The following is a 16,985-nucleotide window of genomic DNA, read 5'->3' as shown; positions in this document are numbered from 1 at the left end:
CCCTCAACCAGCCTCCCCGGCACCGGGATTCACCTCCCGACCTGCGGCGACGGCCGATTGTCAGTGGCGTGGTGCACGGTGGGACCCACATCCGGTCGATCGATCTGGAGGGGGATCCATGACCGTGCCCGAAACCACCGAGGCCGCCGCTGCCGCCGGCGGCGAGGTCCTGCGCCCGCACGCCGAGGACGCGTTCGCCGACGAGCTCAAGGCCCTGGCCGGGGCCGACGACCGGCCCCGCCCCGTCAAGTGGCGGCTGTCGCCCTGGGCCGTGGCCACCTACCTGCTCGGGGGCACGCTGCCCGACGGGACGGTGATCACGCCCAAGTACGTGGGGCCGCGGCGCATCGTCGAAGTCGCGGTCACCACGCTCGCCACCGACCGGGCGCTGCTGCTGCTCGGTGTGCCCGGCACCGCCAAGACCTGGGTCTCCGAGCATCTCGCGGCGGCCGTCAGCGGTGACTCGACCCTGCTGGTGCAGGGCACGGCCGGTACGCCGGAGGAAGCGATCCGCTACGGGTGGAACTACGCGCGGCTGCTGGCCCACGGCCCCAGCCGGGACGCCCTGGTCCCGAGCCCGGTGATGCGTGCCATGTCCGAGGGCATGACGGCGCGGGTCGAGGAGCTCACCCGTATCCCCGCCGACGTACAGGACTCGCTCATCACGATCCTGTCCGAGAAGACGCTGCCGGTGCCCGAGCTGGGACAGGAGGTGCAGGCCGTCCGGGGATTCAATCTGATCGCCACGGCCAACGACCGCGACCGGGGGGTCAACGACCTGTCCAGCGCGCTGCGCCGGCGTTTCAACACGGTGGTGCTGCCGCTCCCGGCCACCGCCGAGGCCGAGGTCGACATCGTGTCCCGGCGCGTCGCACAGATGGGGCGATCGCTCGATCTGCCGTCCGGCCCCGAGGGCGTCGACGAGATCCGACGGGTCGTCACGGTCTTCCGTGAACTGCGCGCCGGTGTCACGGCCGACGGCCGCACGAAGCTCAAGTCCCCCTCGGGGACGCTCTCCACGGCCGAGGCCATCTCCGTCGTCACCCATGGCCTCGCGCTCGCGGCGCACTTCGGCGACGGCGTGCTGCGGCCGGGCGACATGGCGGCGGGCATCCTCGGTGCCGTTGTCCGCGATCCGGCCGCCGACCGGGTGATCTGGCAGGAGTACGTCGAGACGGTCATCCGCGAGCGGGACGGCTGGAAGGACTTCTACCGTGCCTGCCGGGAGGTGAGCGCGTGACCCCGGCGCGCGCGCCGGAGGCTCTCGGTACCGCCGGCGCCCCGGGCGGCACATCCGGCTCCGGGGCCGCGCGGCGCGGGCCGCTGCTGCTGGGAGTGCGGCACCACGGGCCGGGCTCGGCGCGCGCCGTGCGGGCCGCGCTCGACGCCGCCGCGCCACGGACCGTGCTGATCGAAGGCCCGCCCGAGGCCGACGCGCTGCTGGCGCTCGCGGCGGACGAGGCGATGCGGCCGCCCGTCGCGCTCCTCGCGCATGCCGTCGACGACCCGGGGCGGGCGGCGTTCTGGCCGCTGGCCGAGTTCTCTCCGGAGTGGGTCGCGCTCCGCTGGGCGCTCGCACACGACGTACCGGCCCGGTTCATCGATCTGCCCGCCGCGCACGCGCCGGCGCTCACCGCCGCCGGCCAGGAGGAGAGCGGGCCCGAGGCGGACGGTGTGCGGACCGACCCGCTCGCCGTCCTCGCCGGGGCCGCCGGATACGACGACCCCGAGCGCTGGTGGGAGGACGCCGTCGAGCACCGGGGAGCAGCCGCTGACCCGTTCGCGCCGTTCGAGGCGGTCGCCGAGATCATGGGCGCGCTGCGCGAGGAACGCGACGGAGGCGCGGAATCCGGGGAATCCGAGGAATCCGGGGAATCCGGGGGAGACGGCGACGGCGGAGACCGGTGGGATCTCGCCCGCGAGGCCCATATGCGGCTCCAGCTTCGCGGCGCCCGCAAGGAGTTCGGTGACGACGGCGTCGCCGTGGTCTGCGGTGCCTGGCATGTGCCCGCGCTGGCCGGGAAGACCACGGTCGCCGCCGACCGCGCGCTGCTGAGAGGACTGCCCAGGGCCAGGATCGAGATGACCTGGGTGCCCTGGACGCACCGCAGGCTCGCCCGGCACAGCGGTTATGGAGCGGGCATCGAGTCGCCCGGCTGGTACGGACATCTCTTCGGGGCGCCCGACCGGCCGGTGGAGCGCTGGCTGACCAGGGTCGCGGGCCTGCTGCGGGAGGAGGACCGGATCGTCTCCTCCGCCCATGTCATCGAAGCGGTACGGCTCGCCGAGACCCTCGCGGTGATGCGCGGCCGCCCGCTGGCCGGTCTCAGCGAGACCACCGACGCCGTGCGGGCCGTCATGTGCGAGGGATCCGAGGTGCCTCTGGGGCTTATCAGGGACCGGCTGGTCGTCGGCGATGTCCTCGGTGAGGTGCCGGACTCGGCGCCCGCCGTGCCGCTCCAGCGCGATCTCACCCGCGCGCAGCGCTCCCTGCGCCTCAAGCCCGAGGCACTGGAGCGCGAGCTGGACCTCGATCTCAGAAAGGACTCCGACGGCGAGCGCAGCAGGCTCCTGCACCGGCTGCGGCTGCTCGGCATCGGCTGGGGCGAGCCGGCCCACGGCCGGGGAAGCACCGGCACCTTCCGGGAGAGCTGGCGGCTGCGCTGGGAGCCCGAGTTGTCCGTCCGGATCGCCGAGGCCGGAGTGTGGGGCACCACCGTCCTCTCCGCCGCCACCGCGAAGGCCGAATGGCGGGCCGGGTCGGCGACCGCGCTCGCCGAGGTCACGGCGCTGGCCGAGCGCTGCCTCCTGGCGGGTCTGCCCGACGCCCTGCCGGTGGTGATGCGGGCCCTCGCCGACCGGGCCGCGCTCGACACCGACGTCGGCCACCTTGCCCAGGCACTGCCCGCGCTGGCCCGCTCGCTGCGGTACGGGGACGTACGGTCCACGGACACCGGGGCGCTGGGCGACGTCGCGGCCGGGCTCGCCGAGCGGATCTGCGTCGGCCTGCCGCCCGCGTGCGCCGGGCTCGACGCGGACGGCGCCGCCGGGATGCGGGACCATCTCGACAGCGTCCACACCGCGATCGGCCTCCTGCCGGACGGCAGCCGGGAGCTGGCAGGACGCTGGGAAGCCGCGCTGCACAGGCTGGCCGAGCGGGACACCGTGCCCGGAGTGCTGCGCGGGCGCGCCGCACGGCTGCTGCTGGACGCCGGCCGGCTCGCGGAGGACGAGGCCGCGCGGTTCATGGGGCTCGCGCTGTCTCCCGGCACCCCGCCGGCCGACGCCGCCGCCTGGATCGAGGGCTTCATCGGCGGGGCCGCCGGCGGGGGGATGCTCCTGGTCCACGACGAGCGCCTGCTCGGCCTTGTCGACGCGTGGCTGAACGGCGTCTCCGCCGACGCCTTCACGGATGTGCTGCCGCTGCTGCGCCGCACCTTCTCCGCGTACGAGCCGGGCGTGCGCCGCACGCTGGGCGAGCTGGTCAGGCGCGGGCCCGCCGCCGGCGGGCCCCCGGATTCCGGGGCCGGCGTGCCCGGCTTTGGCCCGGACCTCGACGAGACGCGGGCGGACGCCGTGCTGCCGGTGCTCCGGCTGCTGCTCGGGGCCGGGGCGGGCCCGGGCGGCGACCGCGCCGACGGCGATCAGGCAATGACGATCGGGTGGGAGTGACGGGATGAGTACGGACGGGACGGGCCGGAGCCCCGGCACGGACGAGCGGCTGCGCCGCTGGCGGATGGTGCTCGGCGGGGAGAGCGCCGACGGGACGGGAGTCGCGCTCTCCGGTACGGACGCGGCGATGGACGGCGCGCTGTCCGCCCTCTACGGCTCCGGCGGGGCCGCGGGCTCCTCGGGCCGCTCCGCCGGGCTCGGCGCGTCCGCGCCGTCCGTCGCGCGCTGGCTCGGAGACATCCGTACCTACTTCCCCGGCTCCGTCGTCCAGGTCATGCAGCGCGACGCGATCGACCGGCTCGGGCTCTCCGCCCTTCTGCTGGAGCCGGAGATGCTGGAGGCGGTCGAGGCCGACGTCCATCTCGTCGGCACGCTGCTCTCGCTCAACAAGGTGATGCCAGAGACGACCAGGGAGACGGCGCGTGCCGTAGTGCGCAAGGTCGTCGAGGACATCGAGAAGCGGCTCGCCACCCGCACCCGGGCCACCCTGACCGGCGCGCTCGACCGGTCCGCGCGGATCAGCCGGCCGCGTCACCGGGACATCGACTGGGACCGCACGATCCGGGCCAATCTCAAGAACTACCTTCCCGAACACGGCACGGTGGTGCCCGAACGGCTCATCGGATACGGCAGGGCCTCACAGTCGGTCAAGAAGGAGGTCGTCCTCTGCGTCGACCAGTCCGGGTCGATGGCCGCGTCGGTCGTCTACGCGTCCGTCTTCGGGGCTGTCCTCGCGTCCATGCGCTCCGTCGCCACCCGGCTCGTGGTCTTCGACACCGCGGTCGTCGACCTCACCGACCAGCTCGACGATCCGGTCGATGTCCTCTTCGGCACCCAGCTCGGCGGCGGTACGGACATCAACCGCGCGCTCAGCTACTGCCAGTCCCGGATCACCCGGCCCGCCGACACCGTGGTCGTACTGATCAGCGATCTGTACGAGGGCGGCATACGCGACGGCATGCTCAAGCGGGTCGCGGCGATGAAGGCATCCGGCGTGCAGTTCGTGGCGCTGCTCGCGCTGTCCGACGAGGGGGCGCCCGCCTACGACAGGGAGCACGCGGCGGCGCTCGCGGCACTGGGCGCACCGGCGTTCGCCTGTACGCCCGATCTGTTTCCGGAGGTGATGGCGGCCGCGATCGAGAAGCGTCCGCTGCCCATACCGGACGCGTCGGCCGCCCGGTAATACTGGGTGGGCCGGGGCAATACTCGGTGGGTGGGCCGGGGCCCGCCGCGGCGCGGCGGTACCCGGACGGCGACGGACGGCACCGCTCTGTGACAGGTATCACCGCTCAGGTGTCAGCCGCGATTTAGGGACCCACGGTCCACGGAGATAACCTGCGAGACGGACATGCCGCGTACCGGACAGCGTGTACGCCTCCCTCAGTGACAGCGCCGTCACGTTGCCCTCAGCGGCACGCCCACGCAGACAACGAACCCGCGATCACCAAGCTGCGGTTTTCAGAAGACAAAGGGACGGACGCGCGTGGACCTGTTCGAGTACCAGGCGAGGGACCTCTTCGCCAAGCACGGTGTACCGGTGCTGGCCGGTGAAGTCATCGAAACGCCTGAGGCGGCCCGAGAGGTCACCGAGCGTCTCGGCGGCAAGGCCGTCGTCAAGGCGCAGGTCAAGGTCGGCGGCCGCGGCAAGGCCGGTGGCGTGAAGCTGGCCTCCGACCCGGCGGACGCCGTCGAGAAGGCCGGTCAGATTCTGGGCATGGACATCAAGGGCCACACGGTCCACCGGGTGATGCTGGCCCAGACCGCGGACATCGCGGAGGAGTACTACGTCTCCTTCCTGCTGGACCGCACCAACCGCACCTTCCTCGCCATGGCCTCCGTCGAGGGCGGCGTCGAGATCGAGGTCGTCGCGGAGGAGAACCCCGACGCGCTGGCCAAGATCCCGGTCGACGCCAACGAGGGCTGCACCCCGGAGAAGGCCGCCGAGATCGTCGCCGCGGCGAAGTTCCCGGCCGACATCGCCGATCAGGTCGCGGACGTTCTGCAGAAGCTGTGGACCGTCTTCATCAAGGAGGACGCCCTCCTTGTCGAGGTCAACCCGCTGATCAAGTCCGGCGACGGCAAGATCATCGCGCTTGACGGCAAGGTCTCGCTGGACGAGAACGCGGACTTCCGCCAGCCCGAGCACGAGGCGCTGGAGGACAAGGCCGCGGCCAACCCGCTGGAGGCCGCCGCCAAGGCCAAGAACCTCAACTACGTCAAGCTCGACGGCGAGGTCGGCATCATCGGCAACGGCGCGGGTCTGGTCATGTCGACCCTCGACGTCGTCGCGTACGCCGGTGAGGCCCACGGCGGCGTGAAGCCCGCCAACTTCCTCGACATCGGCGGCGGCGCCTCCGCCGAGGTCATGGCGAACGGCCTGGAGATCATCCTCGGCGACCCGGACGTCAAGTCCGTGTTCGTCAATGTCTTCGGCGGCATCACCGCGTGCGACGAGGTCGCCAATGGCATCGTCCAGGCCCTGGAGCTGCTCAGGTCCAAGGGCGAGGACGTCACGAAGCCGCTGGTCGTGCGGCTCGACGGCAACAACGCGGAGCTGGGTCGCAAGATCCTGTCCGACGCCAACCACCCGCTCGTGCAGCGCGTGGACACCATGGACGGCGCGGCCGACAAGGCCGCCGAGCTCGCGGCCGCGCGCTGACGTTCGCGCATCTTCGACAGACAAGGGACAGGGTCAGCACACACCATGGCTATCTTCCTCACCAAGGACAGCAAGGTCATCGTCCAGGGGATGACCGGCGCCACCGGCATGAAGCACACCAAGCTCATGCTCGGTGACGGCACCAACATCGTCGGCGGCGTGAACCCGCGCAAGGCCGGTACGTCCGTCGACTTCGACGGCACCTCCGTACCCGTCTTCGGCTCCGTGGCCGAGGCCATCGAGAAGACCGGCGCCGACGTCTCCGTCGTCTTCGTGCCGCCGGCCTTCGCCAAGGCCGCGGTCGTCGAGGCGATCGACGCCGAGATCGGTCTGGCCGTCGTGATCACCGAGGGCATCGCGGTGCACGACTCCGCCGCCTTCTGGGCGTACGCGGGCAGCAAGGGCAACAAGACCCGGATCATCGGCCCGAACTGCCCCGGCCTGATCACCCCCGGCCAGTCCAACGCCGGCATCATCCCGGGTGACATCACCAAGCCCGGCCGCATCGGTCTCGTGTCCAAGTCCGGCACGCTGACCTACCAGATGATGTACGAGCTCCGTGACCTCGGCTTCTCCTCGGCCGTCGGCATCGGTGGCGACCCGGTCATCGGTACGACGCACATCGACGCGCTCGCCGCGTTCGAGGCCGACCCCGACACCGACCTGATCGTGATGATCGGTGAGATCGGCGGCGACGCCGAGGAGCGTGCGGCGGACTTCATCGCGAAGAACGTCACCAAGCCGGTCGTCGGTTATGTCGCGGGCTTCACCGCGCCCGAGGGCAAGACCATGGGCCACGCCGGCGCCATCGTCTCCGGTTCCTCCGGCACGGCCCAGGCGAAGAAGGAGGCCCTGGAGGCCGCGGGCGTGAAGGTCGGCAAGACGCCGACCGAGACGGCCGAGCTGGCGCGCGCGATCCTCGCCGGCTGATCGACCCCGGCTGATCGGCCCCGGCCGATCGACCGTCCGACGGCGCGGGGCCCAGGTCCTGTCCGGCTGGACACCCACACGCGTGGGCCCGCACTCTTCCGAGGGTGCGGGCCCACGCGTGTGTGGTCAGAGCGGTTCCGGCAGCAGCCGGGGCGGTCCCTTCATGGGCTCCCGGCGGAGCTTCTCCCGCAGTCGCAGATCCTCCCTGGTCAGCCGGTCGGGGCCGCTGGGCACCGGGACACCGTCGATCTGCTCGCCCGGGGCCTGCGGCGCCTCGTAGTGGGTGGGCGCCGTGGCCAGGGTGAAGCTGGTCGCCCCGACGATCAGCACGGTGAAGGCGATGGCCGCCCGGGTCCACACCCGGGCCCGCCGCTCACCGCCGGCCCGGACGGTACGGGCCGGGGGGACCGACGGCGGGGTCACCGACTGCGTGAGCGTGCCCAGGCATTCGTGCAGCAGCTCCGAGTCGGCCAGTTCGGGCAGCCGGTCGGCGACGGCCTCGCGGGCGCGCAGCAGCCGGTTCGCCGTGGCCGGAGTGCTCGCCTCCGTCTCGGCGGCCGTTTCCGGCAGGTCGAGCCCCAGGCCGTCGTAGAGCAGCAGCGCGCGGCGGTACGACGGCGGAAGATCGAGCAGGGCCTCGCGCAGCGCCCGGCCGCCGGGTCCGTCCAGCTCACTCGGGACCGCGTCGGGCCCCTTGTTGCCGCGGCGCGGCCGGCGCCACGGCGACATGGCGTACTCGTACGCGGCGGCCCGCACCCAGCCCGCCGGATCCCGGTCGACCGCCACCTCCGGCCAGCGCTGCCAGGCGAGGCGGAAGGCCCGCTCGACCGACGCCTGGGAGAGCTCGCGCCGCCCGGTGAGCAGGAACGCCTGGCCGACGAGGCCGGGCGCCGTGTGGGTGTACAGCGCGTCGAACGCCTGGTCGGCGGTGGCGAGGGTGACCGGCCCGGTCTCCTCCCCGTCCGGCCCGGCGGCGGACACCGCCGCTCCGGAGACCCCGGCCGCCGTGAGCGGGGTCCTTTCCGCCGTCGCACCCACCGGTCCGGCGGCGGCCCGACCGGTGTCCGGGCCCGTGGCCGCTGGGCCCGCCCTGAGTGCCGGGCCCGCGACGCCGGTGGCGGTGGCACCCGACGACGGTCCGGTGTCCTGGGTCCCGGGAGGCTTGGGGCCGGCCTCCCGCTTCCCGGCGGGTCCCGCGCCGCCCTGCCGGGCCGGCGGCCCCGTGTCCGCCCGGTCCTGCGCTCCAGCCGTGTCCCGTTCTCTCGCGGCGGACCGTTCCCCGGCCGCCCCGCGTGCCTCCGTCTCCGCCCTCCGGGCCTGCTCGGCCTTCTCGTGGAGCTCCGCCGCGAAGCCGGCCAGCAGCTTCGCGTACGCCTCTCCCTTGCGCCCCCGGGGCGCCGTACGGCCGGCCTCCCAGGAGCGGATCGTCGACCGCGCGACGCCCACCGCCGTCGCGACCTGCTTCTCGCTCATCGACTTCGCCTCACGCAGTCCGCGCCGCTCCTCGGGGGAGGGCAGCGGGGAAGCGGAAGCGCCGGACGTGGTGCTCTGCGTCATGAGTTACTCCCCGCAGCACTCTTATGGTCAGAAAAACACATAAACATATGATGAGCGACACAACGGCTATTCGTCCGTTACGCGAATAAGGCGCGTGTCGTTGGCAGCATGTGCGGCGTGACCCAATTGACCGATCGCAGCCCGTCGTTGTCCTCGGCCTCGGCGGCGGAGCGGGGCCGTGCCGCCGCGCTGACCGCGTCTTTCCTCCGCGGAGTCATCGCCGCCGTGCTGGGACTCGGCGCGTTCGCCGTGCTGGTGGTGGCGGTGTGGATCAGCTCGCCGTACCCGGACAGCGGCGCCGGCGGGGCGCTGCGGATCGCCGCCGCGCTCTGGCTGCTCGCCCACGGCGTCGAGCTGGTACGTCCCGACACCCTGTCAGGAGACCCGGCGCCGCTCGGGGTCGTACCGCTGCTGCTCTCGGTCCTGCCGGTGTGGCCCGCGTACCGGGCCGCCCGGGACGCCCTGACACCCGACGAGAGGAATCCACAGCTCACCGCGGTCGGAGTGGTCTGCGCCATGACGGGCGGATATCTGCTGGTCGGCGCGGTCGTCGTGATCTATGTGTCGGGCGGACCGCTCTCCGCGCATCCGCTGCGCGCGGCGCTCACGCTGTTCGCCGTGACGGTGGCCGCGACGGGCGCGGGCGCCTGGAACGGGAGCGGGCGGCCGCTCGGTCCGCCGCCCTGGGCGCCGGGAGCGGCGCGGGGCCTGCTCCTGCGTGTCGTCTGGGCGCGTGTCGTCTGGGTGCCGGAGTCCCGCCGCACCTGCGCGGTGGCGCTCCGGTCCGGGTCCGCGGGCGCCCTGGTGCTCCTCGGCGGCGGCGCGCTGTTCGTGGGGGCCTCGCTGGTGTGGCACGGCGACCTGGTGCACGCCTCCTTTCTGAAGCTCGCGGGGGACTGGTCCGGACAGCTCGCCGTACTGCTGCTGGGGCTGACGCTCGTCCCGAACGCCGCCGTCTGGGGCGCCGTGTACGCCCTCGGCCCGGGATTCGCCCTCGGCACGGCTTCGACGGCCACCCCGTTCGGGGTCGAGGGCACCCCGGCGCTGCCGGTCTTCCCGCTGCTGGCCGCGGTGCCCGACGGGACGGGGACCGCGCAGAACTGGGTCGCGCCCGCCGTGCCCGTCCTGGCCGGGCTGGCGGTGGCGTGGTTCGCGGTGCAGGCCGCCGCGGCGCCCTCCGCGGCCCGGGGGGAAGCCTGGAGCGTGGGCAGGACCGCGCTGGTGGCGGCGCTCGGAGGCGTGGCCTGCGCGACGCTGACGGCGTTTCTGGCGGCGATGTCCGGCGGCCCGCTGGGCAACTCCGAGCTGGCGGCCTTCGGGCCGGTGTGGTGGCGGGCCGGAGCGGCGGCGCTCGCCTGGACGGTGCCCCTCGCGGTACCGGCGGCGCTGCTGCTGCGGGCCTGGCGGCTCTGGGAACGCGGTGGCACGGGCGGGGCACCGGCGGGGACCGGCGCGTGGTCCGCGTGGTGGCGGGAGCCCTGGCGGCGGATGCCGTTCCGGCCGGTCTCATGGCGGCAGGTGCCCTGGCGGCGCGGCGCGAGGGCGGCGGAGGAGTCCGCCGGAGCGGTGCCCCGGACACCGCAGCAGCCCGCCGGCCCCGGGGCGCCGGGCGCTTCGGCGTCCGCCGCCGCCCGGCCGGAGGCCGATCCGGCGGACGCGGCGGCCCCGGATTCCGAGCCCTACGACTTTCTGCCGGCCGGCGCCTGGCACCAGCGCGGCGCCTGGGAGACACGCCGGCCGATGGGCCAGGACGCCCCGGGCGGCCCGCCGGCCGTGCCGCCCACTCCGGCGCGCGAGGAGAGGCGGCGACCGGAACCGGCGCCCGCGGAGCCGCCCCACACCGGGGAGCGCGACTCCGGCCGGCGGCCGGACGTCACTCCTTGACGCCGAAGACCGGCACCAGCGAACGCGGCAGCAGATCGTTGCAGGAGAGCTGCCCGGTCTTGGTCAGCGAGTCGTTCACACAGGTGTAGTAGTCGCGGTAGGCGAGCTGCACGGAGAACGTCGTCGCGACGATCGCCAGCGCGAGGCACGCCGTCACCAGCCCGCTCACCGCCGCCGTCTTCTGCTGTCTCTTCGAGGCGGGTCCCTGGCCCGGGGCGAGAGGTCCCTGGCCCGGGCCCGGCCCGCCGGTGCCCGCCGCGACCGCGGCCGGAGCCTCCTCCTGAGCGGGCCGCGCGCCCGGCTTGCCGGGCTTGTCGCGCAGGGAGCTGATGCCCCAGTACAGCGCCAGCGCCCCGAGCAGCAGCCCGATCTCCGGGAAGTCGAAGAGCGCGAAGAAGAAGGCCCACATGCCGGAGAGCAGGGCGTAGCGGGCGCGCCGCTGCACCGGGTCGGTCGGATCCCAGCGCAGTCCGCTGCCACGGCCCCCGTCGGGGCCGTCCTGACCGCCGCCCTGGCCGTTCTCGTCGCCCTGGGCGCCGGGACGGCTGCCGAAGCCGCCCGACGAGCGGCCCGGCTGCCGGCTGCTCCACTGGCTGCCCCAGCCGCCCTGGCCGGACGAGCCGTCCGGTGAGTCACCGTGCTCGGGACGGCGCGGCTGCCACGGCTGGTCCGGCCTGCCCTCGGGCGGCGGCGCGAAGGGATTGTCGTCGGAGGAGCCACCGGACCCGGCGCCCGGAGCACCGCCCGGCCCCCGGGAGTCCGGAGCGTCCGGTGAGCCGCCGGAGCCCGGGCCCCCGGAGTCCGGGCCCCTGCCGTTCCCCGAGGAGTCCGGGGAACCGGCGGAGCCCGAAGAACCGGAAGAACCGGAGCTTCCCGAGGGTCCGGTGGAGGAGGACTGGCGTTCCCGCGGCAGCAGCACCGGCCCAGCGGTCGGCGGGAGGCGGAGTGCCATGCGGCGGCGTCGGTCCTGCATCTGGTGAACGTCTTCCCCTCGGACCCGGTGCGCGGGTCTTGTCTCGGTCGTGTCCGGATGGCCGTCCTGGAGACGGAACCCTGTCCCCAGACGCTACCTCCCGGCCAGGCCCCCGTCCCGTGGGGGCCGCTCGGTGTGCCGGTATCGTTGCTGACGGTCGGCTCCTTCGTAGAGTTCCCCGTATCGGAGAACGCGATTCGTTCGTACGACCACACAAAGCCGTACGACCACACAAGCCGCGCATCGCACAAAGCCGCCGACCGCACCACGCCGCACGACCCGCGAGGCTGTGCCCGCTCCCAGAAAGGCGCCCGCTGTGGCCTCCCCGCCTTCCTCCTCCCTGACCGTTCCGCCGTCGTCCGGCCGTCCTGCCCGGCTGGTGGTCCTGGTCTCCGGATCCGGGACGAATCTCCAGGCACTGCTCGACGCGATCGGCGACGACCCGGAGTCCTTCGGGGCGGAGATCGTCGCCGTCGGCGCGGACCGCGGCGGTATCGCCGGTCTGGAGCGTGCCGAGCGCGCCGGGCTGCCGATCTTCGTCCACCGGGTGAAGGACTACGGGACGCGCGACGCGTGGGACGCGGCGCTCGCCGGGGCGACCGCGTCGTACGAACCGGACCTGGTCGTCTCGGCCGGTTTTATGAAGATCGTGGGGAAGGAGTTCCTCGCGCGCTTCGGCGGACGGTTCGTCAACACGCATCCCGCGCTGCTGCCCAGTTTTCCCGGTGCCCACGGCGTACGCGAAGCACTGGCGTACGGAGCGAAGGTCACCGGCTGCACCGTCCACTTCGTCGACGACGGCGTCGACACCGGTCCGATCATCGCGCAGGGCGTGGTCGAGGTCCGGGACGAGGACGATGAAGACGCTCTCCATGAGCGCATCAAGGAAGTCGAGCGACGGCTGCTCGTCGAGGTCGTGGGGCGTCTGGCCCGGCACGGCTACCGCATTGAGGGACGAAAGGTAACAATCCAGTGACCGTCGAAGGTACGAAGCGGCCGATCCGCCGCGCGCTGGTCAGCGTCTACGACAAGACGGGCCTGGAAGAGCTGGCCCGCGGGCTGCACGAGGCGGGCGTCACCCTGGTCTCGACGGGCTCCACCGCCTCGAAGATCGCCGCGGCCGGTGTGCCGGTCACCAAGGTCGAGGAGCTGACCGGCTTCCCCGAGTGCCTGGACGGCCGCGTCAAGACGCTGCATCCGCGCGTCCACGCCGGGATCCTCGCCGATCTGCGGCTCGACTCGCACCGCGAGCAGCTCGCCGAGCTGGACATCGAGCCGTTCGACCTGGTCGTCGTCAATCTCTACCCCTTCCGCGAGACGGTCGCCTCCGGCGCCACCCCGGACGAGTGCGTCGAGCAGATCGACATCGGCGGCCCCTCGATGGTCCGGGCCGCCGCCAAGAACCACCCGTCGGTCGCCGTGGTCACCAGCCCCGACCGGTACGCGGACGTCCTCGGCGCGGCCCGGGACGGCGGTTTCGACCTGACGACCCGCAAGCGGCTGGCGGCGGAGGCGTTCCGGCACACCGCCGCCTACGACGTGGCCGTGGCCTCCTGGTTCGCCGACGACTACGCCGCCGCGGACGACTCCGGCTTCCCGGACTTCCTGGGCGCCACGTATGAACGCGCGAACGTGCTCCGCTACGGCGAGAACCCGCACCAGCCCGCCGCGCTCTACACCAGCGCCGAGGGTGGTCTGGCCGAGGCCGAGCAGCTGCACGGCAAGGAGATGTCGTACAACAACTACACCGACACCGACGCCGCGCGCCGGGCCGCGTACGACCACGCCGAGCCCTGCGTCGCGATCATCAAGCACGCCAACCCGTGCGGCATCGCGATCGGTGACGATGTCGCCGAGGCGCACCGCAAGGCCCACGCCTGCGACCCGCTGTCCGCGTTCGGCGGTGTGATCGCCGTCAACCGGCCGGTGTCGGTCGAGATGGCAGAGCAGGTCGCAGAGATCTTCACCGAGGTCATCGTCGCGCCCGGTTACGAGGACGGCGCCGTCGAGGTGCTGGCCCGCAAGAAGAACATCCGGGTGCTGCGCTGCGCCGAGCCGCCGTCCGCGCGGGTCGAGGTCAAGCCGATCGACGGCGGTGCGCTGCTCCAGGTCACCGACCGCTTCCAGGCCGACGGCGACGACCCGGCGAAGTGGACCCTCGCTTCCGGTGAGGCGCTGTCCGAGGCCGAACTGGCGGAGCTGGCCTTCGCCTGGCGCGCGAGCCGCGCGGTCAAGTCCAACGCGATCCTGCTCGCCAAGGGCGGTGCGTCGGTGGGCGTCGGCATGGGCCAGGTCAACCGGGTCGACTCGGCGAAGCTCGCGGTGGAGCGGGCCGGTGCGGAGCGCGCCCAGGGCTCCTACGCCGCGTCCGACGCGTTCTTCCCGTTCCCCGACGGTCTGGAGATCCTGCTGAACGCGGGCGTCAGGGCCGTGGTCCAGCCGGGCGGTTCGGTCCGCGACGAGCAGGCCGTCGAGGCGGCGCGGAAGGCCGGCGCGACGATGTACTTCACCGGGACACGGCACTTCTTCCACTGATTCCACTGAGCGAGCCGGGCACGCCCCGCCGGTACCGCGGCGGGTGAGGAACGGTAAGGAACGACGAAGAACGACGAAGGCCGTGAACCTCCGGACAGGACGGTTCACGGCCTTCGTGCCTCCGGGAGCGCGTGTGGGCGACCCATGGTGGCGTCAGTGGCGCGGGCGCTGGAACCAGGCCGCGCCGTCCGCCTTCGCCACGAACACGATGATCAGGATGCCGAGCGCCATGGTGACGATGCCGAACGGCAGCGCGAGCACACCGAGGAGCGTGGCGAACGCGCCGTAGACGATCGCGCAGACACGGGTGGCGTTGCGGCCGGTCTTCATCTTCAGCGCCAGGGTGATCGAGAGCGCGGCGAAGACCAGGGTCAGCACGGCCACGAAGGCGACGAGGCCCTTGCCGAGGTCGGCGAAGGCCTCGCTCTCGGCGGTCGTGGCGCCGCTGTCGTTGATCGCCTCGTCGATGGTGCCCATCGCGGCGAAGGCGAGGATGCCGCTGAGGACCTGGAAGCCCGAGATGACCCACAGCATCACGCGGGCCGCCTTGACTCCGCCCGGCATCCGCGTCGGTGCCTCGGGATGGCCGTACGGCTGCTGGACCGGCGGGGCCTGCGGGTAGCCGTATCCAGGCGGCTGCTGGCCCTGCGGGTAGCCGTATCCGGGCTGCTGGCCGGGCTGCTGACCCGGCTGCTCGCCCTGCGGCCGGCCGTAGGGGTTGTTGGGGTCGCCGAAGCTCATGCGGGTTCCTCCGTCGGTGGTGCGGGGACGGCACGGCCCGCGTGGAGGAACTTCTCCGGCCTGAGCGGTCTGCCCCCCGACGCTGCCCGCGCACTGCGCGGCAATCGTGTTATCACCGTCGCAGTTTGTCCAGTGACTATCCGTAGGTGTTGTGCAAGCGCAACCTCGTGTGCGACCGGGCGAACGGGCGGAGGGAACGCCTGGTGGACACGGATTGGAACCGGGACGGGGTCATCCGCGAGGATGGGGGCATGACTGCCCAGATTCTCGATGGCAAGGCCACCGCAGCCGCGATCAAGTCCGATCTGACCGTCCGTGTGGCGGCTCTCAAAGAACGGGGCATCACGCCCGGCCTGGGGACGCTGCTGGTCGGCGACGACCCGGGCAGCCGCTGGTACGTGAACGGCAAGCACCGCGACTGCGCCGAGGTCGGTATCGCCTCGATCCAGCGCGAGCTGCCCGCCACGGCCACCCAGGAGGAGATCGAGTCCGTGGTCGGGGAGCTGAACGCCAACCCCGAGTGCACCGGCTACCTCGTGCAGCTTCCGCTGCCCAAGGGCATCGACGCCAACCGGGTGCTGGAGCTGATGGACCCGGCCAAGGACGCCGACGGACTGCACCCGATGAGCCTCGGCCGCCTGGTGCTGAACGAGACGGGGCCGCTGCCCTGCACGCCGTACGGCATCATCCGGCTCCTGCGCCACCACGGCGTCGAGATCAAGGGCGCGGACATCGTGGTCGTGGGCCGCGGTATCACCGTCGGCCGGTCGATCCCGCTGCTGCTGACGCGCAAGTCCGAGAACGCCACGGTGACGCAGTGCCACACCGGCACCCGCGATCTGTCGGCGCACCTCAGGAGGGCGGACATCATCGTCTCGGCCGCCGGGGTGCCGCACATCGTCAAGCCGGAGGACGTGAAGCCGGGCGCCGCGGTCCTCGACGTCGGCGTCAGCCGGGACGAGCACGGCAAGATCGTCGGCGATGTCCACCCGGGCGTCGCCGAGGTGGCCGGCTGGATCTCGCCGAACCCCGGCGGTGTCGGCCCGATGACCCGCGCCCAGCTCCTGGTCAATGTGGTCGAGGCGGCCGAACGCGCCGCCGACGCGGGCTGACCCGGCCGAACGTAATCCGGAAAGGGGCACCCATGGGTGCTGGTACGAGCGCGGGCGACGCGGCCCGTTCGCCGCGCGGCGCGCGGAAGACGGACACCGCGGAGCCGGCCGAGCCGATACGGGACGTGCCCGAGCCGGTCCTCCCGGCGACGGGCGCCGCGCCGAGGGCCCGCGCGGGTACGGTCCCGGCGGGCCCCGTGGCGGAGGCGGACCCGGTGGCGGAGCCCGCCGGGGCGGACGTCACGGTCCGTGGCGCGGCGCCGGACGCCGCCCCGCGCGAGGCCGCCGGCACCATGGTCCCGGAGCCCGCCCCGCGCGAGGCCGCCGACCGCGCCGACGACACCGACCACGCGGAACCGGCCGGTGACAGCGGACCGGACGACGAGGCGGAACCGGCCGGGGAGACCCGGCGGTTCCCGCCCATCACCCGGGACACCGCGCCCCCCGAGGGCGCCGGGCGGGCCGCACCGAGGGACGCGCCCGCGCCCGCCCGGCAGTGGCCGCTGCTCAGTGTGCTCGGGACGATCGGCCTCGGGCTGCTGATCGTCGGGCTGCACCCCTTCGCCGAGGCGTTCCGGATCGGCACGATCCTGATCGGTCTCGCCCTGATCGGCGGCGCCGCACTGCGGCGGGCACTGCCCTCCGTGGGCATGCTGGCCGTCCGTTCGCGGTTCACCGACATGGTGACGTACGGCCTGCTGGGCCTCGCGATCGTGCTGCTCGCCCTGATGACCCAGCCCAGGCCGTGGCTGGAGATCCCGTTCCTGGAGGACGTGGTCCACTCGACCGTGACATGACGGCGGACCGGCCGAGCCGGACACCCGCACGGTACGCACACGGGACGGCGTCCGTCCGCTCCACCGGGGGCGGACGGACGCCGTCCGTCCGTGCCCAGGGGGCGGCGCGGCCCGGTGTCCCGGGT

13 protein-coding genes are annotated in these 16,985 nt (G+C 73.2%); 10 read left to right on the top strand and 3 right to left on the bottom strand.

The features are described from left to right. The first annotated feature begins 118 nt into the window (after nucleotides 1-118). The 5 genes from ABZ707_RS23125 (at nucleotide 119) to sucD (ending at nucleotide 7,261) form a co-directional block, all read left to right on the top strand. Entirely contained in the window at nucleotides 119-1,240 is a 1,122-nt protein-coding gene (locus tag ABZ707_RS23125; protein ID WP_360178063.1) for an AAA family ATPase, read from the top strand. A 95-nt stretch (nucleotides 1,241-1,335) separates the two neighbouring features. Beyond that, a complete protein-coding gene (locus ABZ707_RS23120) occupies nucleotides 1,336-3,672 on the top strand; it encodes a DUF5682 family protein (protein ID WP_360178197.1) in 2,337 nt (778 codons plus the stop codon). Between the two features lie 4 nt (nucleotides 3,673-3,676). Next, nucleotides 3,677-4,855 carry a VWA domain-containing protein gene (locus tag ABZ707_RS23115; protein WP_360178060.1) on the top strand — a complete coding sequence of 393 codons (1,179 nt, stop codon included), beginning with the start codon at nucleotides 3,677-3,679 and terminating at the stop codon, nucleotides 4,853-4,855. A gap of 300 nt (nucleotides 4,856-5,155) precedes the next feature. Continuing rightward, nucleotides 5,156-6,331, top strand: a complete 1,176-nt coding sequence (gene sucC, locus ABZ707_RS23110) for an ADP-forming succinate--CoA ligase subunit beta (protein WP_360178057.1) — start codon at nucleotides 5,156-5,158, stop codon at nucleotides 6,329-6,331. Between the two features lie 45 nt (nucleotides 6,332-6,376). Next, nucleotides 6,377-7,261, top strand: coding sequence for a succinate--CoA ligase subunit alpha (gene sucD / locus ABZ707_RS23105; protein ID WP_360178054.1), 885 nt, complete (start codon nucleotides 6,377-6,379; stop codon nucleotides 7,259-7,261). A 126-nt stretch (nucleotides 7,262-7,387) separates the two neighbouring features. On the opposite strand, the gene ABZ707_RS23100 is transcribed toward sucD, so the two are convergent. Beyond that, on the bottom strand, nucleotides 7,388-8,818 hold the full coding sequence (locus ABZ707_RS23100) for a sigma factor-like helix-turn-helix DNA-binding protein (protein ID WP_360178051.1): 1,431 nt from the start codon (nucleotides 8,816-8,818) through the stop codon (nucleotides 7,388-7,390). A gap of 117 nt (nucleotides 8,819-8,935) precedes the next feature. Between ABZ707_RS23100 and ABZ707_RS23095 the strand changes: the two genes are divergently transcribed. Continuing rightward, on the top strand, nucleotides 8,936-10,702 hold the full coding sequence (locus ABZ707_RS23095; RefSeq protein WP_360178048.1) for a DUF6350 family protein: 1,767 nt from the start codon (nucleotides 8,936-8,938) through the stop codon (nucleotides 10,700-10,702). Here the strand turns inward: ABZ707_RS23095 and ABZ707_RS23090 are convergent. Further along, a complete protein-coding gene (locus ABZ707_RS23090) occupies nucleotides 10,692-11,675 on the bottom strand; it encodes a hypothetical protein (protein ID WP_360178045.1) in 984 nt (327 codons plus the stop codon). The genes ABZ707_RS23095 and ABZ707_RS23090 overlap by 11 nt on opposite strands. A gap of 316 nt (nucleotides 11,676-11,991) precedes the next feature. Here ABZ707_RS23090 and purN point away from each other — a divergent pair, with 316 nt between their 5' ends. Next, nucleotides 11,992-12,651, top strand: coding sequence for a phosphoribosylglycinamide formyltransferase (gene purN / locus ABZ707_RS23085; RefSeq protein WP_360178042.1), 660 nt, complete (start codon nucleotides 11,992-11,994; stop codon nucleotides 12,649-12,651). Continuing rightward, nucleotides 12,648-14,210: a bifunctional phosphoribosylaminoimidazolecarboxamide formyltransferase/IMP cyclohydrolase gene (gene purH / locus ABZ707_RS23080; RefSeq protein ID WP_360178039.1), complete on the top strand. Its 1,563-nt coding sequence runs from the start codon at nucleotides 12,648-12,650 to the stop codon at nucleotides 14,208-14,210. Before purN ends, purH begins: the two co-directional genes overlap by 4 nt. Nucleotides 14,211-14,363: 153 nt before the next feature. Here the strand turns inward: purH and ABZ707_RS23075 are convergent, their stop codons facing one another. Beyond that, the gene (locus ABZ707_RS23075) at nucleotides 14,364-14,951 is read right to left on the bottom strand and encodes a hypothetical protein (protein WP_360178036.1); all 588 of its coding nucleotides are present in this window, start codon (nucleotides 14,949-14,951) and stop codon (nucleotides 14,364-14,366) included. Between the two features lie 251 nt (nucleotides 14,952-15,202). Here ABZ707_RS23075 and ABZ707_RS23070 point away from each other — a divergent pair, with 251 nt between their 5' ends. Next, nucleotides 15,203-16,063, top strand: a complete 861-nt coding sequence (locus tag ABZ707_RS23070) for a bifunctional methylenetetrahydrofolate dehydrogenase/methenyltetrahydrofolate cyclohydrolase (protein ID WP_360178033.1) — start codon at nucleotides 15,203-15,205, stop codon at nucleotides 16,061-16,063. A gap of 32 nt (nucleotides 16,064-16,095) precedes the next feature. Beyond that, complete coding sequence (locus ABZ707_RS23065; protein ID WP_360178030.1) at nucleotides 16,096-16,860, top strand: DUF3017 domain-containing protein; 765 nt, start codon at nucleotides 16,096-16,098, stop codon at nucleotides 16,858-16,860. The last annotated feature ends 125 nt before the right edge of the window (nucleotides 16,861-16,985 follow it).

The organism is Streptomyces sp. NPDC006923 (assembly GCF_040635655.1).
GTDB lineage: Bacteria > Actinomycetota > Actinomycetes > Streptomycetales > Streptomycetaceae > Streptomyces.
Note: the sequence above shows the minus strand (reverse complement) of the source record. Positions and strands in the feature narration are given on the sequence as shown.